Origin of the sequence: Confluentibacter flavum, from assembly GCF_002843175.1 — a bacterium.
Taxonomy (GTDB): domain Bacteria; phylum Bacteroidota; class Bacteroidia; order Flavobacteriales; family Flavobacteriaceae; genus Confluentibacter; species Confluentibacter flavum.
On sequence record NZ_PJEO01000051.1, the window covers coordinates 117,006 to 138,088 of the forward strand.

Annotated in this window: 21 protein-coding genes; all 21 read right to left on the reverse strand. The window is 35.3% G+C overall.

Annotation, left to right across the window (positions count from 1 at the left end):
• Positions 1-38 precede the first annotated feature (38 nt).
• The 21 genes from CSW08_RS14255 to lysA all read right to left on the reverse strand — a co-directional run bounded on the left by CSW08_RS14255 (position 39) and on the right by lysA (position 20,919).
• Positions 39-1,367 (reverse strand): MFS transporter, encoded by a 1,329-nt coding sequence (locus tag CSW08_RS14255; RefSeq protein WP_106660543.1) that lies wholly within the window; start codon positions 1,365-1,367, stop codon positions 39-41.
• A gap of 11 nt (positions 1,368-1,378) precedes the next feature.
• Positions 1,379-2,014 (reverse strand): DUF2306 domain-containing protein, encoded by a 636-nt coding sequence (locus CSW08_RS14260; RefSeq protein WP_106660544.1) that lies wholly within the window; start codon positions 2,012-2,014, stop codon positions 1,379-1,381.
• 50 nt (positions 2,015-2,064) lie between these two features.
• Positions 2,065-2,700, reverse strand: a complete 636-nt coding sequence (locus tag CSW08_RS14265) for a hypothetical protein (protein WP_106660545.1) — start codon at positions 2,698-2,700, stop codon at positions 2,065-2,067.
• A 7-nt stretch (positions 2,701-2,707) separates the two neighbouring features.
• A complete protein-coding gene (locus tag CSW08_RS18150) occupies positions 2,708-2,863 on the reverse strand; it encodes a hypothetical protein (protein WP_157831504.1) in 156 nt (51 codons plus the stop codon).
• Positions 2,860-3,765, reverse strand: a complete 906-nt coding sequence (locus CSW08_RS14270; RefSeq protein ID WP_106660546.1) for an amidohydrolase family protein — start codon at positions 3,763-3,765, stop codon at positions 2,860-2,862. The genes CSW08_RS18150 and CSW08_RS14270 overlap by 4 nt, the downstream gene beginning before the upstream one ends.
• A 3-nt stretch (positions 3,766-3,768) precedes the next feature.
• The gene (locus tag CSW08_RS14275) at positions 3,769-4,245 is read right to left on the reverse strand and encodes a nuclear transport factor 2 family protein (protein ID WP_157831505.1); all 477 of its coding nucleotides are present in this window, start codon (positions 4,243-4,245) and stop codon (positions 3,769-3,771) included.
• Positions 4,246-4,255: 10 nt separating this feature from the next.
• Positions 4,256-5,563 (reverse strand): DUF418 domain-containing protein, encoded by a 1,308-nt coding sequence (locus CSW08_RS14280; protein ID WP_106660548.1) that lies wholly within the window; start codon positions 5,561-5,563, stop codon positions 4,256-4,258.
• A 5-nt stretch (positions 5,564-5,568) separates the two neighbouring features.
• Positions 5,569-6,444, reverse strand: coding sequence for an ester cyclase (locus tag CSW08_RS14285; protein WP_106660549.1), 876 nt, complete (start codon positions 6,442-6,444; stop codon positions 5,569-5,571).
• Between the two features lie 59 nt (positions 6,445-6,503).
• The gene (gene ahr, locus CSW08_RS14290) at positions 6,504-7,508 is read right to left on the reverse strand and encodes an NADPH-dependent aldehyde reductase Ahr (protein WP_106660550.1); all 1,005 of its coding nucleotides are present in this window, start codon (positions 7,506-7,508) and stop codon (positions 6,504-6,506) included.
• A 277-nt stretch (positions 7,509-7,785) separates the two neighbouring features.
• Entirely contained in the window at positions 7,786-9,108 is a 1,323-nt protein-coding gene (locus tag CSW08_RS14295) for an MBOAT family O-acyltransferase (RefSeq protein ID WP_238987278.1), read from the reverse strand.
• Between the two features lie 95 nt (positions 9,109-9,203).
• On the reverse strand, positions 9,204-10,241 hold the full coding sequence (locus tag CSW08_RS14300; RefSeq protein ID WP_106660552.1) for a hypothetical protein: 1,038 nt from the start codon (positions 10,239-10,241) through the stop codon (positions 9,204-9,206).
• Between the two features lie 118 nt (positions 10,242-10,359).
• The gene (locus CSW08_RS14305; protein WP_106660553.1) at positions 10,360-11,148 is read right to left on the reverse strand and encodes an SDR family NAD(P)-dependent oxidoreductase; all 789 of its coding nucleotides are present in this window, start codon (positions 11,146-11,148) and stop codon (positions 10,360-10,362) included.
• A 107-nt stretch (positions 11,149-11,255) separates the two neighbouring features.
• Positions 11,256-11,471 (reverse strand): EthD family reductase, encoded by a 216-nt coding sequence (locus tag CSW08_RS14310; RefSeq protein ID WP_203226905.1) that lies wholly within the window; start codon positions 11,469-11,471, stop codon positions 11,256-11,258.
• A 184-nt stretch (positions 11,472-11,655) separates the two neighbouring features.
• Complete coding sequence (locus tag CSW08_RS14315) at positions 11,656-12,438, reverse strand: hypothetical protein (protein WP_106660554.1); 783 nt, start codon at positions 12,436-12,438, stop codon at positions 11,656-11,658.
• Between the two features lie 283 nt (positions 12,439-12,721).
• Complete coding sequence (locus tag CSW08_RS14320; RefSeq protein WP_106660555.1) at positions 12,722-13,669, reverse strand: nuclear transport factor 2 family protein; 948 nt, start codon at positions 13,667-13,669, stop codon at positions 12,722-12,724.
• A 39-nt stretch (positions 13,670-13,708) separates the two neighbouring features.
• On the reverse strand, positions 13,709-14,647 hold the full coding sequence (locus CSW08_RS14325) for an NAD-dependent epimerase/dehydratase family protein (RefSeq protein WP_106660556.1): 939 nt from the start codon (positions 14,645-14,647) through the stop codon (positions 13,709-13,711).
• 124 nt (positions 14,648-14,771) lie between these two features.
• Positions 14,772-15,287 carry a nuclear transport factor 2 family protein gene (locus CSW08_RS14330; RefSeq protein WP_106660615.1) on the reverse strand — a complete coding sequence of 172 codons (516 nt, stop codon included), beginning with the start codon at positions 15,285-15,287 and terminating at the stop codon, positions 14,772-14,774.
• A 312-nt stretch (positions 15,288-15,599) separates the two neighbouring features.
• Positions 15,600-16,379, reverse strand: coding sequence for a hypothetical protein (locus CSW08_RS14335; protein ID WP_238987279.1), 780 nt, complete (start codon positions 16,377-16,379; stop codon positions 15,600-15,602).
• A 200-nt stretch (positions 16,380-16,579) separates the two neighbouring features.
• Positions 16,580-17,323 carry a LytR/AlgR family response regulator transcription factor gene (locus CSW08_RS14340; protein WP_106660557.1) on the reverse strand — a complete coding sequence of 248 codons (744 nt, stop codon included), beginning with the start codon at positions 17,321-17,323 and terminating at the stop codon, positions 16,580-16,582.
• Complete coding sequence (locus tag CSW08_RS14345; RefSeq protein ID WP_106660558.1) at positions 17,323-19,545, reverse strand: tetratricopeptide repeat-containing sensor histidine kinase; 2,223 nt, start codon at positions 19,543-19,545, stop codon at positions 17,323-17,325. The genes CSW08_RS14340 and CSW08_RS14345 overlap by 1 nt, the downstream gene beginning before the upstream one ends.
• A gap of 138 nt (positions 19,546-19,683) precedes the next feature.
• Positions 19,684-20,919: a diaminopimelate decarboxylase gene (lysA, locus tag CSW08_RS14350; RefSeq protein WP_106660559.1), complete on the reverse strand. Its 1,236-nt coding sequence runs from the start codon at positions 20,917-20,919 to the stop codon at positions 19,684-19,686.
• Positions 20,920-21,083: the final 164 nt, after the last annotated feature.

Genomic DNA, 21,083 nt, shown 5'->3' on the forward strand with positions numbered 1-21,083 from the left:
CAGATTTTTTATTTAAATGAATCGGATATTATTTATCATTAGAAATTCTCAATACTTGCCATATGTTTAGGGGCATTTATCATTTTATAAAAAAGCATGGCTACTAAAGGAAACATGGCCATACATAGTAAAATATTACCCCAAGATAAGTTTTCATTAAGCAATCCTAAGAGCCATGCACCTAGAGCATATCCTATGTTGTTCAGGGTCATGTAAAGCGTAAATTGTGTGGCTGATATTTTTATCCACGATAGTTTCATGGCAGAAGCGAACACAGCTATTTCAAAAAAGGTAATGATTAAATAGTATAGGATAACAAAGCCATAAATGATGGTGGTATTTTGCCAACTATTTGGGGAAAGCCCAAGAATTATTAAGAGAAACATCACCAATGTTAAAAGTATGGTTATCATTTTTTTAGTTCCTAATAAGTCAATTAAAAAACCACCGATTAACATACCGAAACAACCACCTACCAGGGTAGCAGCTGAATAGACATGAGAGAAATCCGTATTGGTCCATTTTAATTCCTGAACTGTAAAAATGGGTAAGAATGCAGTCATTATGCCACTTAATGTACCTGTTATAAATATGCCCGTTCCTAAAAAAATACTGGAAGGAAGCGTAATCACTTTAAATAGACTTTTCAAAAGATCACTCCAATGTGATAGTTGGGCATTTTTAGAAATCTCGGAGGCTTTACCTTTAGTCCATGGCATTAATTTTTCGCCTGGGCGCTCTCTAATACAAATAGGAACCAGAATTAGAATAGCAACAACGAGTGCTAAGGAAGAAATGGCATTGGTAAAGCCCACGATGTTTATTAAAGAAGTCCCAATCAATAAAGATAACGATTGTCCAATTATTCTAGATCCCCACATAACGCCGTTGGCTCTGGCTTGTTGATGCTCAGGAATAATATCTACAGCCATACCATCTATAGCTATGTCTTGGGTGGCACCAAAAAAGCTAGTCATAAAGCCAACAATCATTAAACCTGTTAAGTTAGAAGTAGGGTTTTCAACAAAACCAATAGCTAAAAAACTAATAATTAAACCTAATTGACTTATAATAATCCAAGGGCGTTTACGACCTAATGACAATAAAGTGTAACGATCAATTATAGGAGCTAAAATCATTTTAAAAGTCCATGGAAGGGTAATTATAGCAATATAGCTTGAAATAGCAATAGGTGATGTGTTGTTCATTGCCAACCATGCGGGAATAGCAAAAAGTGTAATTCCTATTGGAATACCTTCAGAAATATATAAAGCTGAAAAAGCTAAATACCTTAAAATGGTATTTTCAGACAAGTAACTTTTATGTTTTAGTTCTGTTAATTCAGAACTTACTGATATTTGCTGCATATCGGTTGGATTTATTTCTTATTCCAGTTTAATACGACTTCCGTAATCAATAGCGGTATAGTCCAACTCAACCAAATTATTGCTGGTCCTCTTTCACCAAAATTCTCCATGAGTCCAACTACCAAAGGTAAATCTACTAACCAACGGAATGTTACAAAAGCAAAAGTGACCACATAGCTTCTTATCATCCATTCCTTATGTTGTTGAACGCGTTTTCTTCTTATGGATATGTAAGCCATGGTTACTGTAGTAAACCATGCAAAGGCCAATACTTGTAAAGAAAGAGCCCAAGAGAAATTTATTCTTATGCCACTAGTCCAAGCTAAATACGTTGAGCTAATAGTAGCCATTAATATGGCTATTAAATAAGTTTTTCCCATCCATCTGTGTACGATTAGGTATTTATTTCTGAACGTTTTCCAAAATTGAAATGGGCCAATAACTAGAGCGATTATTCCGCCAGAAATATGACCAATTAAAGCCCATTTAAAATCCCAATATCTACCAAAAGCTTCTTTAGTAAACCCATAGTAGGGTAGTGCATCTTTAATAATAAATTTACCTGCCAATAAAATAAGGAACGTCCAAATCGCTATTTTTAAATAGGATGGGGGTTTTGTGATTTTAATAATACTTATGGTTTTCATGATATTTATAGTTTGGTGGTTAGTTTCTTTTTATTAAGCTCATTATTCTATCAATTCAAATACACCATAAAAAATGCGATGTTATATATTAGAAAACATGTTAAGGCCACAACATAAGGTTTATAATCTTTTCCATTCCGTTTGTCCATCCAAATTAAGCCTATCAGAATAAGGTTCATTATGGTATACGTTATGGGCATGGCGATTAAATCATCCTGAAAAATGTTAAAAGTCCATCGTCCAATAGTTGGGTCAATAAGCACAATACCAGAGGCAATCATATAGCGCATATGTTTTGCAGTTTTTTTACGGTGTTTGATAGCCAAAACATAAAGAATGATGAGGATAAGCATATTCCCAATAGGGAAAACCAAATAATCATAATGTTCTTTTTGTATCACCTTATAAATCATGACCAAAAAACTTAATATCCATAGCGGGAAAATGATATAAGTGCTCCTACCAATACGTTTGTGCCATTTATATTTTTTATTTATAATAAGCAAAGGCTGAGTTATTAATATTGCAATCCATACTAAAGACAACAAAAAGTGTATATGGACAAAAACATCGATATGTTCATTAAACTCCGGGAATAATCCAAAATAGCTTGGGTAAAATCCAATAATTACTAAAGGAATTATCAATAAAAATATGTACCCTAATTTCCGATAGTGTGTTTCCATTCTATTACTATTGCTTTTTGGAATAAAAGCTAACTTTGAACATCAATCCTTTAGCATCGGAAGCTTTTTTATTTTTACCTACCTGTCCAGTAGGCGAGACTTCTTGAAGCAGTTTTTTGTGGATGTATCTAAAGAATTTTATCATCGTAAATGAGTATCTCATTCTGTTAATTTCAGGAAACGAGCGGCGTTATTGTATAGAATATCGGCCATGTCTTGTTCCGAAAGGAATTCTAAACTTTTTAAAAAATCAATAGATTTTTCAATGGCATAAGGCCAAATCATTTGGTCCGAACCAAACATGACACGATCTAAATATCCTGCTTCTTTAGCATTTTTAAGGAATTCTTTTATGTAGCGTTGGGTATTGGGTTCTACCCATAACATCACAGCCACATCGGTATACAATTGCGGATAGTATGCCATAAGACGAATTCCATGTTCTGGCCAGTCTTCACCTCCAGCGTGCATCATGTAAATTCGCAGTTTCGGGTACTTTACCAGTACATCTTCAATATGATACGGATCTCCTAACAATAATCGTGCTTTTGGAGACCATGAATAGGTGCCTCCTGGATCGCCACCACCCGTATGCACGGCTACAGGAATATCGTATTGTTCGCAGATTCTTAAATAAGGTTGCCAAATAGCATCGCTTAAAGTCCCTCCTGAGTAATAAGGTGCTAATTCTCCAAAAACTTCAATCTTTTTATCAATTACCATTTGTTCAAATTTTTGAATCGTCATCCCATAATCATCAGGTGAAAACATGAGAATTCCTTTGATGATTCGGTTCTCGGTGTCATTTTCGACCCAGTTTTCAACACTTTCAGGATTCCCACTCACTATGGCTTTTACAATATTTAATTTTTTAAATGCAGCAAAAGTTTCCAGTCGGTGCGACTCTGCATCACTGGAACCTTTTACACCATAATGATCGGAAGCCGGTTCGCGTTCGCCAAAATCCCTGTCGGAGTAAGAGTGGATGTGCATATCAATGACCTTGGTTTGGGCATGAATTGTGAAGCTGATAAAGGCAAGTAATAAAAAGATTGTTTGTTTCATAATTTAATTTTTTAACATAGGAAGCTCTGGTGTTGGTGAGTTTTTTGAGTAAGTTCCTTGCCAACTTGTATATTTCCAGATGTCATTTTCTTTGACAAATACAGCTGTGTACAAAAATTCAGCGACATATTTTCCATCAAAAAATGCTTTAGATCTTCCGTTAATAATGCCAACATTACCATAGATTCTTATTTTTTTGTCATAGAATTCGAAAGTGGCCATTTCAAGCATTTTCAGCCTGTCTTTGTCAGCGAACAACTCTTCTTTTGTTTGGCTGATGCCATCGGCATTATTGGTGAAATAGTCGTCAGCAACGTCCGTTTTAAAATAGTCATTCGCATTGGTAAACGTTGTGTTTTTCCACATTTTTGCAAAGGCTTCTTCAAGCTCTTTTTTTACTGTTTCGTTATCATTTTTTTGAGCCAATAAGCTATTCATACTTATGAAAGCTATTGTGAGATATACTATCGATTTTTTCATGCTTGGATTTTTATTTTGAAATTCTAAACGGTTGCTTCTTTTGATACGTCAATGAACGCCATAACCATTCTAATGGGCCGTATTGAAAGTATTTAAGCCAGATTGGACTCACGATTAATTGGATTATCCAAATGCCACCAACAACGTAATACAACTCAAAACGTTGCAGTTTACCAAACATGGAAAATCCAAAGCCATAGAATATTATAGACGTAATAACACTGTGCATCAAATAATTGGTAAGTGCCATTGTGCCAACGGCAGCTAATGCTTTTTGAAGAAACCCAAGAATACCTGATTTAATAAACAACATAAATAATCCAATATGACCAATGGTGGTAAAAAAACGTCCGATTTGATAGGTTTGACCAGTTTTTGATAGGATAATGGCATCAAAATTACTATCCAATAACAACTTTGTTTCATAGTAATTTACCGATAGTCCAACGACATAACCAATAAAGAGCATCAAAAAATAAAATACATTGGTACGTTCTCCATGAAATATGCGCAATTTAAAAAATGCCATACCCAATAGCATATAGCTTAAAATATCCCAAACCCAAATTCTATAAGGAAACCAGGTTTGCATAAATTGATTCATTTTTACTTTCGCCAAAACTACTTGCCAATAACCCTGATGCATTTCCTTAATTCGCTTGGTTACTTCTTCTTGTGTATGTTTAGTTTTTAATTTTTCCCAATCTTTTAAACTGTTTTCTTGATTTTCTGAAAGTGTAATACCTTTCTCTTTTAAAGTTTGAACTTCTAATCCTTCTTTTTGGGTTTTAAGGCTGTTTTGATAATCACTTACGTTCCATAGTGTTCCTATTGCCAGTAATACTAAACCGCAAATAATTAGTTTTTTAATACTAGCATTCCTAAAGGGAAAGAGCATTAAACCAAAAATGGCGTAAGGGTAAAGAATATCACCGTGCCATAATAAAATCCAAACATTAATGAGTCCAAATAACAAAAGCCATAAAATTCTTCGATAATAAATATCTGCAGTTAAAATGCCAGCGCCATTTTTTTCTAAACGAGAAGTCAATAAAATAATACCTGCCCCAAAAAGAAGTGTAAACAAACCTCTCATGGTACCTTCAAAAAGCATATTGTTGGTAATCCAGACGTTTAAGTTTAGACCTTCAGAGCCTCCAGCAATAGTTGGATCATCATAAGCAAAGGGCAGACCCATGCCATTGATATTCATTAAAAGAATGCCTAATAACGCGATGCCTCTAATAACATCCAATGAATTGATACGTGATTTTTTTTGAGTTGGGTTGAATAAGGGTTGGTTGGTTGTGGTTACCATTGGTTTTAGTTATTTATAGCATCATTTAATTTTTTGGTATCCACATACTGTTGGAATGCAATCACTTTCCCATTATTTAGCGTCCATAGATGTGCTGCTTGCACATTATAAGTTGCTCCATTTGCTTTTAATTTAGCATCATACCGCAAAGTTGCTAGCATCTGATTATTGCTCATCTCATGAAGTTGAATATTCTCTAATTTAAAATACTCATGTTCCGCACCAATACGAGCAAAAACACCATTTAACACGGCATCTGGCCCTATATAAGGATTGCCATCAGCATAAGCATTGCCTTCGGCTTCATTCCATACAACTTTAGCATCCATACCGCCCAAAACTGTTGGCATATCGCCAATTTCAAAAGCTTTATATAAATTGTTAATAATACCCATATTTTCAGGAGAAGACACCATGCCTAATTGTTGTAAGAATACCATATTATCCATAAAATCTTGTTCTTCTGCAATTTTGCCATCTTTCATTTTAACTAGTGTTACACCATTAATATCTACAGTTTTTCCAGTTGCAGGCATACCAAAGAATTCGCCGGTATTTGTTCCTTTAAAGTTCCAATGTTTTACAATTCTATCCCCTTGTCCAAATACATCTACAACGGTAAATGTTATATCTGAAAAGCCAGTAAGGAAGTTTTGGTAATAGGCCTTAAAAGCATCAATTCCGACAATGTTTTCAGGACTCGTTATAAGTGTAATGTCTTCTGTGAAATTAGTATTATTGATAAGATCTAGGTTAGCATCATTGATGATGCGATCCCAAGTTTCGGAGTACATTTTAATGCCTCTTTCTGTTTTAGCGTTGGTGCAGGATAAGATTAATAAAGAAATTGATAGAAGAACTAAGATTGTTGATTTTTTCATTTTGTTTATGGTTTTGTTTTAATAGATTAATCGGTTTTACTCGCTTTTAAGTGAGTTTTTTAGTTTTTCAATACGATTCGGAAACGCGCTTTTCCTGATTTTAAATGTTCTAAAGCTTCATTTGCTTTTGACATGGGATATTCTTCAGTAATCGGGTAGATGTCATGACGAACACAGAATTCAAGCATGGTTCTGGTGAGTGCTGGGCTACCAAGAGGGCTTCCTGAAACTGATTTTTCTCCAGTCAGTAGCGTAAATGCAGGAATAGCCAAAGGTTCCAAGACCGCGCCTACGTTGTGAAATTTTCCTTTAGGAGCCAGCGCCACTAAATAGGAATTCCAATCCAGGGTTACATTGGTGGTATTCAGGATAAAATTTAAAGTGCCAGCGATTTTAGCCAATTCTTCAGGATTGGTGGAATCCACCACTTTGGTCGCTCCCATTGCCAAAATAGATTCTTTTTTACTTGGGTTGGAGCTAAATGCAACGACCTCACATCCCCATTTGTTTAGGAATTTGAGTGCCATATGACCCAAGCCCCCAATTCCGATAACCCCTACCTTGTCAGTAGCTTTCACCCCTGCAATTAGAATTGGATTAAAGACTGTGATTCCACCACAAAGCAATGGCCCCGCTTTTGCCAAGTCTATTCCTTCCGGTAATGGAATTGCCCAAGACCAATGACTTCGAACATAATCCGCAAAGCCACCATGCCGGCCGCCAATGGTGTATTCGGCCTTTGAGCAGAGATGATGGGATCCATCCATACACTCATGGCATGACATACAAGATCCAGAGAACCAGCCAACGCCAACCTTATCTCCAACTTTGATATTTTTAACCGCATTGCCTGCGGCTACTATTTCACCAATAATCTCGTGGCCTGGGACAATGGGGTAGGCGGTCATTCCCCATTCATTGTTCATCATGCTGAGATCTGAATGACAGATTCCACAATTGAGGACTTTGACATCTACTTGTTCTGCTCCAAGTTCTCCCATTTCGTAGGAGAACGGTTCTAATTTTTGATTGGGGCCTTTAGCGGCTAATGCTGATACTTTCATAATTTAATGATTTATATAATTTATATTTTATAAAATGAACTGATTCATTCGGTATATAGAAAATTAGTGCAGTTCTCATGCTACCGATAATTGCAACCTTCTGGCTTTTATCTCAAACTTGGGTGTGCACTTTAATGTCCTTTTCAGTTTTATAGTTTGAACAAGACAAGGTGAATAATACAATTGGGGCTATTAGAAAGCATATTGATTTTTTCATTTTTTTATTGGTTTTAGTTTATTATTAGTTTTAAGCGATTAATTGAAAGCATGTATTTGATTAAAATTGGAAGTAAATAAATTGTTCACCACTACCTTGTGCTATAACTATTAGGAAAAACATAATAGCCCAGACAATGCCTAATACATAAGGTGGGATTTTTTCTGAAACTTGCTTCAAACTTGAATTTCTCATAAACCAATGGCAAAGAAAAAGCAGGCCAATAATGACACCTACTTTAACAATATCAAAAGACCCCAAAACTTTTTCGCCTTCAGGATTTAAATAAAACATAGATTTAATCATATCCCAAGCTGTTTTAAATTCTCTGGCTCTAAAAAACACCCAAGTGATATTAACGCATGTAAATGTGGTAAAAGCTAAAAAAATTCCATTCCAAGCTGTTATTTTAAATGGAATATATTGTCTTTGTAACCTTTCTAAAATAAGATAAATGCCATGTAAACCACCCCAAACAATAAATGTCCATGCAGCCCCATGCCAAAGACCTCCCAGTAGCATCGTTATCATAAGTGCAGCGTACATTCTAACGACACCAATTCTATTTCCTCCTAATGGTATGTACAAATAATCTTTTAACCAACTGGATAACGTTATATGCCAACGTTTCCACAGATCAGAAAAACCTAAAGACGCATATGGATATTTAAAATTATCTGGTAACGAGAAACCGAGCATCAATGCTATACCAATGGCACATGTAGAGTAGCCGGCAAAGTCAAAAAATATTTGACCTGAAAAAGCCAAAGTTCCCATCCATGCATCCCAAAAATTTAAAATTTTACCAGAGCCATAAACGTCATCAACCGTTTGGGACAACAACGTGTCTGCCATGACGACTTTTTGAAACAAACCAATCGTCATTAAAAAGAGACCCCAAATAAACTGATTTAAAGTGGCCTTTTTTTCTTCATAAAACTGAGAGATTAATTCTTGTGCCCTTACAATGGGTCCTGCAACCAATTGAGGAAAGAAGGTCACATATAAAGCAAAATCTAAAAAAGTTCTTGCAGGCTCTATTTTTTTTCGATACATATCTATGGTATAGGACATGGTTTGAAAGGTGTAGAATGAAATTCCCATTGGCAAGATAATACCCATTGGTTGTGCTTCATAATCAATACCAAAAGCATTCAAAAGGAGTACAAAGTTTTCAAGTAAAAAATCACCGTATTTAAAAAAAGCTAAAAATCCTAAATTGACAAACATACTAAGCAAGAGCCAATACATTCGTTTTTTCTGATTTACTTCAACTGCTAATTTTTTTCCTGTTGTCCAATCCACAAGAGTTGAAATCCATAATAAGATAACCAAAGGTGGGTTCCATAAGCCATAAAAAATATAGCTTGTAAAAAGAAGCATTCTTTTTTTTGATGTCCAATTAAATATTTTTGAATAGTATAATGCTAAGACTATTACTAAAAATAATATAAAACTTAATGAGTTAAATAACATGATTAATTAGTTTTAGAATGAGACAATGCACCATCTGCTTTCATTATTTTAACCAGTTCTTTAGTAAAATAATTAGCATCTTTAACAGATAAATGAGACCATTCGGGACAATCTAAATACTTTAATTGCTCATAATCTTCAAAATGGTAGGCTTTTGCTTTGGTTTGAGCAACCAATTCATCCCAATAGTCTTTTCTTGGAGACACGGCATTTTCGCCCATTCTAAAACCACCAGTTGATGGACATCTAAGTAAAATTAAGTTTCCACCCCTAGCCATAAATTTTTTGGCGTCTTTAACAAAAAATGGCATCGTAGATGCTTTATCGGGAGGAGGAAAAGCAGTTGCATACCAGCCCCAAACTCTTATAATACTATTGGCAAAAGCGGTATCAGTCACCGTTTTTTCTCTCATCTTCATATTCCTATCTAAATCAATATCACCAAAATCATGGAAAGCAGGAAAATCATTTTTTATTCTGTTACCAATCTTAACCTTTTGAAGTAAACCTCTTAAGTTTATTTCATCAGCATATCCTCTCTCCTCATAATTTATCATAAAAGCAAGGCTGTTTTGTAAAGGAATTGAAAGATGATGGTTAAGACGTTGTGCATACGTTCTTTCGTGGTGAAAATCAGCCCTTATTTGAGTCCTACGCCAAGGATCAGCTAACGGGTATGTAGTTGAAAAAAATAATGTTGGTGTGACTCCAACTATGATGGTGCCAGCAAAATCTGTAGTTTCAACAATATCGTGAAAAATGGGTAATGGTGAAGAACCTACTGAAGCCAACTGTAATGGGCGTTTTTTTGTTTCTTCTTCCCAAGCATCAAGTTGAATGTCAAATAACACACGTGATGAACCTGTTAGCACCACATCTTGATTTGTAAGGGTTTTTAGTTTTGCCCTTTGAACTGCCCAAAGGTCTTTGTTATCATCTAAAGTTGGGTAATAACCTTGAGAACGCCAGAATAGTTCCCAAGAAGTTAGGCCTATAATACTGAGTATTAAAGCCACGATTAATGATTGTTTTAACTTCATTTTGATTGGTTTTGGTTGATTGAATATTTTTAGCTATTTATAAATCAATGAGACAGATTGAATATTATTCAAGTAATTGATTGCTTTTATTTCCCACACTGGATTTCAAAAATTTTGGCTATCCTGCTATAAATCCGCCGTCTATCATATGAATGCCACCCGTACAGTAGGTAGATTCATCGCTGGCTAAAAACAGAGCCAAATTAGCTACTTCTTCGTTGGTGCCATATCTACCCATAGGCACAAGCGATAAAACAAATTCATGTCCAGCAGCTGGATCTTCGGGACTGAATTGCGATTCCAGAGAACGCATCATACGATTGTTAATGGGACCTGGGCCGATAGCGTTGACACGGATATTGGAAGCCGCTAGTTCTAAGGCTGCAGTTTTTACTAAACCGAAAACCGCATGTTTGCTGGCAATGTAGGGGGACATTGTTGGTGATCCTATCATTCCCGCGATTGATGATAGCGCGATTATAGAACCACTGCCACGTTTCTTCATGGGCTCAACGGCATATTTCATGGATAGCCAAACCCCAATGACATTGGTACGAAGAACACTTTCAAACCCATCCATAGTCAGGTTCTCAATAGGGGCAAATTTACCTTCAGTTCCTGCGTTTGCCAGCAAAATATCTAAACCACCAAATGCTTTGATGGTCGCCTCAAAAGCTGCTGCCATAGCTGCTTCGTCTGTTGCATCCGCTATAAAATCGGCTACATTTTCAAAATCGCTAAGTCTATTTCGTGTTTCTTTTAATTTTTCGGCGGAACGTCCAACAAGCATCACGCTTGCGCCTTCTTCAAGAAATCGTTTTGCTGTGGCTTCTCCAATGCCACCAGTTGCTCCTGTGATTAGTGCCACTTTTCCGTCTAGTCTTTTTTTGTTATTTGCTGTTTCCATGGTTAGTTTTGTTTAATATGATTATTCAGTGGATCCCACTAATAATGTTACCCCACCAGTTGCGAAGTTGGGAAGATCGCCCGCTGTAGCTTGTCCTTCAGGTGTATTCATAGTTCCTGCAATGCTTCCGGACTTTGATACCAGAATTCAGCCATACGATGGTAGTCGGGTTTTGTGCCATCAGGGCCACTTAAAAATTTGGTAAGTTCAAACTTTTCATGCCCAGTCATTTTTGCTGCTTTGGGCAAATGGGTGTTGGCATAATAATTTTCAAAAACCAACACATCTGTCGGGTGTCCATAAAGTACTGTTAGTTTAATCATGATCTTTGTTTTAAATTTAATTTGTGCTATATAATTGATTTGATAAACTACTATTTGTCCACTTTTTAATTAAGCAACAAGATTTTTTATGATATTTTTTCATGACGTTATGTGATTATTGCATTTAAAAAAAACTTAATGGGTCTAATTTTTGGAATAGACCCAATAAATATTTTTTTTAGTTTTATCGCACCTTCTTTATAAGCGTAGCCAAATATTTATATTTCAGGTCTCGTGTTGTTAATCCTTCCTGAATTTTTTTGATTTGATCTTCAGACAATTCTGGTCCAACCACAGTTCCGCCATTAAATAGCTGGTTATAATCTTTGTACATATCGGCTGTTATGTGCGTTGCATAAACATCACTCCCTGTTGGCAACATGTAACGCATCAGGTCCCAACTTTCCCTGATTCCAGCATCAACTTCTTTTTGAGCCATAGGCTGAAAAATTTCTGTTTCAAATGTTTCATATTTCTCATAATTTCCGTCAGAAGCTTTCATTAAATTTATTCCAGTAATTGTTCCTATCGGCATATCAAAACTGCCTTTTGTGGTGGCAATTTGTTCAAGATAAACACGCTTCGCCAAGTCCCTTGATTTTGCGGTGTTGTTGAATGTTTTGTTAAGTTCTGCTTCAGTCATTTTTGGATAAGCTGCTTTCAAGGCTGACTCGAAATTCCCTGCATTACTCATCATTTTTACAGGGTCGTTATAAAGGGTAACTGTTAAGTATTGATACCCATCATTTTCACCGCCAGGTTGCAGGCTCCATAAATCCCAACCTAAAATATCCCCATTTTTAACTCTTTGCTCGTGAATTTTTTCCCAAAAAGATTCCGTTTCCATGTAGGCTGCTTCTTGCTCATTGTCCACTTTCATGAACTCGAATATCAAAAAAAGTTTGTCCTGAGCAATAACACTATTGCCTAAAAACATTAATGCGATAAGAATTAGTAAATTTTTCATAATAATAGATTTTAAATTAAAACGATTGTATTTATTTCAATAATTGGATGTTTTTAAAAACCCATTGGCCGGTTGAAAAGAAATTCCCAATTCATGGAGACCAATGTTTTAAATTTATTTGTGTGATATAATTGATTTGTTTCTTTCGTAGGTACAAGTTGCATTTAGTCTTTTTTGTAATAATCGTATCGTTAAAGACTTAGGGAAGTATATGTCAATATTAGTTAAAATATTGATTACAAATAATATAGACAGCTATTTTTTTAGCTGTCTATAATTAATTTTATTTTGCATTAAGTAATGCTTGACTGTAGTAAGCCATTTCTGAAACTATTTTTCCGTCGGCATTAAAGCTGTCACTAAAATGAAACGGCACGGTGATTTCTTTTTTATCAGATTTGCGTATTAAATGATAATTCCACCAAGACAATACTTCACGACCTTCGTTCATTTCATATTCCAAATAATCAGGATAGCCTATCATATCTATACTTTTTATTTCATATTCGTCTAAAAATGTTTTCCACATAGGTGTTATTTCAGCTTTGGTGTACGATTTTCTAAACTCCATATTGATGTCAGAGAATTTGGCATCATCACTATAAAAGCTCATGGTTTTGTCTAGGTCTCCATTTTCATAAGCATAAGTTAGCTTACGAACCGTATTGATGTTATCGTGGTGATTGTAAATGGTGCCATTTGTTCTGTTTACAAAACTGCGGCCAATTTCATCAAAAATACTTTGATTGGTATAATTTATTATGGTTTGTATTTTATTGTCTTTGTTTACAACAATAAGTCTGTGGGATGGCATGTTTACTTTTACACCTGTTTTTTTGTGAACACCCTTTATATCTTCCCATGTTTGAACCCAAACCACATCTTTTTGATTACTTTCTTTGTATTCTAAAGCATCTGGATAAGCACCTTTTGATCGTGTGATGGTAAAATAATCTAAAGCATCAAACCAACCTTTGGCATTACTGGAAAATGCTGCTTTATCCCATCCTTTATCATTAGTTTTTAAGCCTACACCGTTATATGATTTAAAATCATCTGTTAAATAACTAGCAACTTTGTCTGAATCACCACTTACAAAAGCTTTTGTCATGTCTTCAACTACTGTGATTACCGGATGATCATTATAAATAGTTCCATTTGTTTTCTTTTGACCAAATGTTGTAAAAATGCATATTAAAGCAAGAACGAGAAGTAATGTTTGTTTTTTCATTTGTATTTGATTTTAGATTAATTAATTGTTTGTGCATTTTTAATTGGAATAAGAATTTAATGTTTCTTTTACAGGTCTAAAGTCAACGTCTAAATCGGTTTTAGCCAAATTGTTTTTATATATTATTTGTGCCTTTTCTTTTGGTTCTTGATGATTCAACATGGCACGGATATCAGACACTTTATAGGTTTCACTAGTTAGGAGATAATCCTTCCCGTGTAAACCTTTAGTGGTTGCTGCTTTAAAAGTGGCGTTGGCGACATCGGCAACATCTACAATGGCAAATGGCACATCATTGTCGTACATCGCTTGAATAAAATCGTCTGGAGCAATGTTGTTTTTGATTAAGAATTGCAAGCCAGTTGAAGTGGAATCTTCTCTATTAGATAATGATTTTCCCATGACGGCTACTGGTGATACGGTGCTGATTTCAAAAGAAGTTTTAGGATTGTTTTTTATAAAATTTTCCACAACTTGATTGGCAATAAATTTTGCCTGACAATACGGGTGACTTTGCTCACTGGTGAATCTTGCATCGTTTTCATCAAAAGTATCCGTAAAGCTCTTGCCACCTGCTGGCATTGGGAAATCCGTATTCCAAGCGGCCACGGAAGCGATTAAAACCACTTTTTTGATGCTTGGCGTTTTATTGATGACTTCCAAAAAATTCTCTGTGCCTTTGATGGTCGGAATGAAGAGGTCTTTTTGAACATCGTCCACACTCAATTGAAATGGTGTTCCACTATGGATGACCATATCGCAATCATTTACAAAATCTGCTAATGCCGCTTTGTTTTCGACATTGAGTTCGCTGATGTATAGATTTTCAGAATTTTTAAGAGTCATTAAATGTTCGTATTTATCTTCGCGAGAAATATCGGTTGCAGAAACTTTAACCTCATAATCGTTTTCTAAAAATTGCTTGGTGATGTAGCTCCCTATGAAGCCTGAACCACCTATGATACCTACTTTTTTCATATTAATTACCCGAGAAATCGGGAGTCTCTTTTTGGTTAGATCTTATGATTTAAAAATACAGCCAGCCGGGCAACAGCAATTGACAAATTTGTCTCCACAAATTGACCTGCCTATTTTGCAATAATTATTCTGATATGGAATTGCTGGTAGCCGATGCTGATTCTTGTTCCATTTGCAATAAGTCTGATACAATTTCAGAGTTATCCCAATACCCAAATTCTTCTACAATTTTTCCATCTACAAAACGAGCCGTGCTGTGAAATGGAATGACATATTCTTTATTAGTTGATTTCATGGTTCCTTTCCATATACCCCAAAAATTAACCCAAGTTTCCTCTTCATCAGTCATAACCATTTCATATTCTTCTTTTTCAACAACCCAAGAGAACATAGCGGCGTCTTCTTTGCTTTTTTCTATAGCTTGAGAAACCGTAAGTGCTTTTTCTTCAACTACGTTGTTAGCTATTTTTGCAGTATCAGCATAATGTGTTGGATAATCTTCCCAATTCAATGTTTTGTAATCATCCATTACCTTTTTATAAGTATCGATTTCGGGAGAATTTTGTGTGTAGCGTTTTTCTTGTTTATTACACGATGTAAGCAGGACTACTGCAAGTCCCACCATTAATAGTTTTTTCATAATATTTAATTTTAATTGGTTAGTATTTTGATTTATTGGTCTAACTTGATTATTTTGCCATCCTTCAGCCACCACAGATGTTGAAACTCTAGTAAGACAACTTCAATTTCCTTGGCTTTACGACTGGTTAAATGCCTGTCACCAAAACCACATATTCTTCAATTTGTTGAATGTTCAGGTCTTTAAAAAATGAGATTCTCCCATTCATTTTCCCATAGGACACAGATTTCATTGAGTTAGCAATCAGTGATGGCGTGTCATTGTTTTTTTAAAAGTAACCTCATAGAGGTTTGGTCTATGAGGTTTAGTTGGTTATAATTTTGCGACATATCCCAAATCTGGTCTCATCTTTCCAGTTTTGGATTCGTATCTGTCCAGCAAGACAAACATTTCGTTCATTAGCTTTTTGCCTTCTTCACCCAAAAGTGCTTCAGTTTCGTCCGATGTTTTTTCGTAAGATTGTGCATCTTTTGCAGAGATACTCACCAGAAAATATTCGTCCATATTTCCAAATCCACTGTGGTAGATTCTAAAATGTTCTTTGGCGCCTTTCTTTTCATAGAGGTCTTTGATTTCTTTGATTTTGGCTCGAAGTTTTGCCGAATTGCGTGGCGTCACATATAGATAATGCCATTTTCTGTAATCTTCACCAACAGTGTTTGTGGTCAACCCATTGGGCATATAAGAAAGATCGCTGTTGAGATAAATGATAGCATCACCATGCTTATCATAGCATTCATTGAATCGTGCAAAAAGTGCCCTGAATTTTTCTTCTCCCATTTTTTCCATTAATGGTGCCAATGGGTTTTTATCAAATGCTGCCCAGTTTTCTACAGGCGAAATACTTACATAGTTGCCGTCATTACTATGTGCAACCGACCAATCTGCACCTTTAAGATCGTGCTTTTTGCAGGCTTCTACAAAATCCTTGCTCACTTGCTCATATTCCGCCTGTTTTGATGGTTTTACTTGATCTGTGTGAATCCAATAGGCTTGGTTTTGTGCAACACTGATGGTGGATGCCATTCCCAGCACGATAGCTGTTAACAACACGTTTTTTAAGATTTTACTTGCCCTGCGTCTAGGGTTCAAGTGATTGTAAAAAGTTTTTGAAGTTTTCATGATTAATAGCGTTTAATGGTTAAAATATGTTGAATCAAGTGTGATTCTATATCTAAATAACTGATAATCATTATAAAAACAAAGTGATTTAGGACGAAGGAATGCATATCCTGTCCGAATCGATAAATTAACTTATCGAAAGCTTTCAGAAAGAAAACGGAAACAGGGAATTAGATGGTATGCAATCTATTTAGCAATTCCTCTTTTAGGGCTTTGCTGACTGGGATGGCTTTTTTGTCGATAATTATATGGCTTGTGGCCACTTCATCGATTTGGGAAAGGTTGACAATAAATGAGCGATGGACCCTTATAAAATGTTTTTGGGGCAATTTCTCGTCCATATCCTTTAGGGTCATCACTAAAAGATATTGTTTGTCTGTTGAATGGATGCGACAATAGTTGCGCTCGGCTTCAATATAAAGAATGTCCTTGATGTCCACTTTTACCATTTTTTCGTGGTGACGCACAAAGATGCTATCACTTAAAATGAAAGGGGAAACGCTATTGCCATTCAATGTCTGATCTCCAATTTTTTCAGACTGCATGTGAGACACCGTGAGTTCAATGGCGCGCTGTAAGTCCAGTTTTTTGAACGGTTTTGAAATAAAGGCATACGGATGCGTGGATTTTGCTTTATTGAAATGTTCGTCATCGGCATTTGCTGTCAGGTAGATAATAGGAATGTCAAAATCATTTTGCATAATTTGTGCCGTTTCTATGCCATCTAGTTCTCCTTTTAATTGAATGTCCATGAGCACAATGTCCGGTTGATTTTGTTTAACATGAAGAATGGCTTCTTCTCCGCGAGGGATTATGCCCGTGACTTCATATCCGAGTTGGGAAAGTTGCAACGAAATGTTGGCTGCAATGATCATTTCATCTTCTACTATCAATATTTTTATTGCTTGTCCCATTATGCGGCAGATTTAACTTTAAACTGGAATTCTACAGAAGTTCCCCTTTCATTGGTTTCCGTCATGTTTCCATTCAATTGTTGTGTCAATAATTGTATTAATTGCGAACCGAAGCCAGTGCCTTTTGGTGCCAAACCTATAACTTTTCCAACGCCATTATCGGCAACTTTTAAGGTCAAGGTTTCTGGTGTGGATTGTGAAAGGCTAATCATGATATTGCCTTTTCCGTCTTCAGGGAATGCATATTTTAAAGCATTGGTAAGTAGTTCGTTGACAATTAATCCAATAGGAACAGCGGTATCTAAATCTAATTCTAGGTTATCCATGGCACATTCTATTTTAACTTTATCCTCGGCATTGAAAGTATCTAGAACGCCTTCCCCTAGATTAAGAAAGTAATCCTTCATTTCAACACTTCCTAAATTGTTACCTTGATATAATTTTTGATGAATGATGCCCATGGATTGTACGCGATTCTGACTAGCAATCATAGCATCTTTGGTTTCGGAATCTTCTAATTGAGCAGATTGCAATGAAATTAAGCTTTTAACAAGCTCCAGATTATTTTTAACGCGGTGATGAATTTCTTTGAGGAGCAGTTCGTTTTCCGCATTGCGTTTATCAAGCAAAACATTTTTATCCGCTAACTCTCCATTCAATGCTTTTAGTTTCTGATTACTCCTTTGTTTAAGTCTGTAATTACGATATAATAACCCGAGCAGTAAAGCACCAATGACTAAGGCAACAATATAAATAATTTTTTGTCGCTGATTAGCAGCAAGCTCTTGATCTTGTTTGAGAACATTCACCTGCAATTCACTTTCACGAAGACTTCTTTCGTTTCTTTCTACTTCGATAATTTGATTGGCCTCTGTCCACTCAATATGGTATTCAAGAGCGGTCTTGTAGTCGCCTTTGAGCTCATAAATACTGAATAATTTGTTGATAAAATATGCCGTATTTGCTTTGGTGTTAATTGCAATTGAGGAATTCTTGGCTTTTTCATAATAGGCAATGGCTTCATCATATCTGCCTTCTGCCTTGGCAATGTCCCCTATACTGGAATGTGCAAATTGATAAGTATCAATCGTAGTGAGGTCATATTCCTCTAATAGTTGTATGGTTTTCACCAGGTAAGATTTTGCTTCTTCATATTTCCCCCTTTTAATTAGATTACTGCCCATCGAGTAGTAGTACCAAGTATGATGAAAGGGATTGGTGAGTTGGGGCAATAGCTGTTGAAATTGGTTCATATAATAGTCAGTCGAATCGGGATTTGAATCTTCAAAATGGTAAGACAATATCTTGTAGGCAATGACAAGGGACTCTTTCTTTTCCGGGTAGTTTGATTTTTGATAGCCAATCATACTCTCTTTTATATGTTGAATTGCTATTTCTTCTTCTTCAGGCAAACCATATTGATAATAGAACCTACCCTTATCTTTCAATAACTTAAGCTGAATCTCTGGTCGGGAATCATCTTTTAACAAGTCCAATGCTTTTACAAAAAGCTCGAGTCCCGGTTTTGGTTCTCCTCTTATGATTTTTATCAACGCCCAATTGATCAATAAGTCATAACCCAAAACCTTATCTTTTTTGCTTTCAGGTATTTTTTCGTAGTAAGCCCAACCTATGGGTGCGAGTGAATCCACTACATTAAAGTTATGAGACCTATTCGCTCTATCCGTGATATCACGATACAAATCAGCCAAATGTTCATATTGTAAGGGCTGGCTGTTCTGGAGTAGTAGCTCAGCCATATCAAAATAAAAAACAGTACTGTCCCGGTTAAAATGGGGCATTTCTTTAAACCATAATGCCTTGTCCTGATAGGCTCTACTCAAAGCAGTAACTTGATTTGAAGAAAGGTTGTGCCAAACACTCATTTTTTTAAATTGCAAACTAGAAAGTTTTGTCTGATGAAGGAGTTCCCCAAGATCCAATACCTTAAGCGCTTTGTTTGTATAAAAAAGAGAGCTGTCAAGTGCTGTTTTTGGTGTACTATTTTTGACTTGGGAATTTTGTGAAAACCCGCTCAAATAATAAAGTAGAACAGTACAGCATATTAAGGAGTTAATATAGGTTCGGGTAATAGCTTTGCCATTTAGAACTTGAATTACTTCTATTAGGCTACGCTTTTTAATATTAAACTGAAATTCTACAGTATAAAAGAAAATGAAGAATATCTTTTTGAAGAAGAATATAATAATAAAATGTCGCATAAAGTCTTTCTTAATAATTATTTAAGCTTTAAAAGACTTAGGGGAATTTTTTATAAATATATTAAATTATCACCCCATATACTAAAAAAAATGCCCAACAAACGTTGAGCATTTTTAATAACTAAGATTTAATCCGGTTTATTTAACTAACTGTTTTTCTTTTTTTGGCGCAAAATCAATGGCTATTTGATTGTTTAAAATATCATCAAACGTTTCTCTTTTTCTAATAAGATGGGCTTTGTTATTGTACCATAAAACTTCAGCAGGTTTGAATCTTGAGTTGTAATTACTAGCCATTGAAAAACAATACGCTCCAGCATTTTTAAAACACAAGATATCACCATCGTTAATTTCATTAATACGCCTGTTATTGCCAAACGTATCGGTTTCACAAATATAACCCACCACCGTGTAGAATCGCTCACGACCTTCAGGGTTTGAAATATTTATGATGTCATGGTGAGAACCATAAAACATGGGTCTTATTAAATGGTTAAAGCCCGAATCCACTTGTGCAAATACCGTAGATGTGGTTTGTTTAACGGAATTTACCTGTGCCAAAAAGAAGCCAGATTCACTTACCAAAAATTTACCAGGCTCGAAAGCTAACGTCAGGTCTTTACCGTATTCTTTACAAAAATCATTGAATTTATCAGACAATTTTTGTCCCAATTCTTCAATATTGGTTTCTATATCACCAGCTTTGTAAGGCACTTTAAAACCAGAACCAAAATCTATAAACTCAAGATTTTTAAATTGTTTAGCCGTTTCAAACAATATTTCACTGGCATATAAAAACACATCAATATCAAGAATATCGCTACCGGTGTGCATGTGAATACCATTAATATTCATTTTGGTATTATCGATAATACGCAATAAATGTGGAATTTGATGGATGGATATTCCGAATTTAGAATCTATGTGCCCAACGGAAATATTACTATTTCCACCAGCCATCACATGCGGATTAATACGAATGCAAACAGGTGTTTTTGGGTGTTTGGTTCCAAATTGTTCTAAAATAGACAAATTGTCTATATTTATTTGCACACCCAGTTTAGACGCTTCTTCAATTTCATGTAACGACACACCGTTTGGCGTAAAAATAATTTGCTGTGGTTTAAAACCAGCAGCCAAACCAAGTTGTACCTCTTGCATGGAAACCGTATCAATACCAGAACCAAGCGTATTAAAAAACTTTAATATCGATATATTTGATAATGCTTTTACAGCATAGTTTATTTTTAATTTTTTAACTGATTTAAAAGCGCTCGTTAATCGTTTATATTGCGATTCAATTTTTTCAGCATCATAAATATAAATGGGGCTTCCAAATTCTTCTGCTATTTTCAGCAATTGACCTCTATCCATAGTCTTCATTAATTTTCCGCAAAGATATTTTTTTAGTTCCAATAAAAAATAAATAAATAAAAAATTTTACAAATTAAACAAATTGTTAAATATATAACAATTTGAAATTATATTTAGTTTTTTTAGCATTCACAAATAAAATATTAGTGTAATTAATAGGTATT

What these genes read in the sequence shown, in the direction of transcription:
- CSW08_RS14255 (WP_106660543.1), bottom strand. Translation starts at nt 1,367, where the DNA reads ATGCAGCAAATATCAGTAAGTTCTGAATTAACAGAACTAAAACATAAA.
- CSW08_RS14260 (WP_106660544.1), bottom strand. Translation starts at nt 2,014, where the DNA reads ATGAAAACCATAAGTATTATTAAAATCACAAAACCCCCATCCTATTTA.
- CSW08_RS14265 (WP_106660545.1), bottom strand. Translation starts at nt 2,700, where the DNA reads ATGGAAACACACTATCGGAAATTAGGGTACATATTTTTATTGATAATT.
- CSW08_RS18150 (WP_157831504.1), bottom strand. Translation starts at nt 2,863, where the DNA reads ATGAGATACTCATTTACGATGATAAAATTCTTTAGATACATCCACAAA.
- CSW08_RS14270 (WP_106660546.1), bottom strand. Translation starts at nt 3,765, where the DNA reads ATGAAACAAACAATCTTTTTATTACTTGCCTTTATCAGCTTCACAATT.
- CSW08_RS14275 (WP_157831505.1), bottom strand. Translation starts at nt 4,245, where the DNA reads ATGAAAAAATCGATAGTATATCTCACAATAGCTTTCATAAGTATGAAT.
- CSW08_RS14280 (WP_106660548.1), bottom strand. Translation starts at nt 5,563, where the DNA reads ATGGTAACCACAACCAACCAACCCTTATTCAACCCAACTCAAAAAAAA.
- CSW08_RS14285 (WP_106660549.1), bottom strand. Translation starts at nt 6,444, where the DNA reads ATGAAAAAATCAACAATCTTAGTTCTTCTATCAATTTCTTTATTAATC.
- ahr (WP_106660550.1), bottom strand. Translation starts at nt 7,508, where the DNA reads ATGAAAGTATCAGCATTAGCCGCTAAAGGCCCCAATCAAAAATTAGAA.
- CSW08_RS14295 (WP_238987278.1), bottom strand. Translation starts at nt 9,108, where the DNA reads ATGCTTCTTTTTACAAGCTATATTTTTTATGGCTTATGGAACCCACCT.
- CSW08_RS14300 (WP_106660552.1), bottom strand. Translation starts at nt 10,241, where the DNA reads ATGAAGTTAAAACAATCATTAATCGTGGCTTTAATACTCAGTATTATA.
- CSW08_RS14305 (WP_106660553.1), bottom strand. Translation starts at nt 11,148, where the DNA reads ATGGAAACAGCAAATAACAAAAAAAGACTAGACGGAAAAGTGGCACTA.
- CSW08_RS14310 (WP_203226905.1), bottom strand. Translation starts at nt 11,471, where the DNA reads ATGATTAAACTAACAGTACTTTATGGACACCCGACAGATGTGTTGGTT.
- CSW08_RS14315 (WP_106660554.1), bottom strand. Translation starts at nt 12,438, where the DNA reads ATGAAAAATTTACTAATTCTTATCGCATTAATGTTTTTAGGCAATAGT.
- CSW08_RS14320 (WP_106660555.1), bottom strand. Translation starts at nt 13,669, where the DNA reads ATGAAAAAACAAACATTACTTCTCGTTCTTGCTTTAATATGCATTTTT.
- CSW08_RS14325 (WP_106660556.1), bottom strand. Translation starts at nt 14,647, where the DNA reads ATGAAAAAAGTAGGTATCATAGGTGGTTCAGGCTTCATAGGGAGCTAC.
- CSW08_RS14330 (WP_106660615.1), bottom strand. Translation starts at nt 15,287, where the DNA reads ATGAAAAAACTATTAATGGTGGGACTTGCAGTAGTCCTGCTTACATCG.
- CSW08_RS14340 (WP_106660557.1), bottom strand. Translation starts at nt 17,323, where the DNA reads ATGGGACAAGCAATAAAAATATTGATAGTAGAAGATGAAATGATCATT.
- CSW08_RS14345 (WP_106660558.1), bottom strand. Translation starts at nt 19,545, where the DNA reads ATGCGACATTTTATTATTATATTCTTCTTCAAAAAGATATTCTTCATT.
- lysA (WP_106660559.1), bottom strand. Translation starts at nt 20,919, where the DNA reads ATGGATAGAGGTCAATTGCTGAAAATAGCAGAAGAATTTGGAAGCCCC.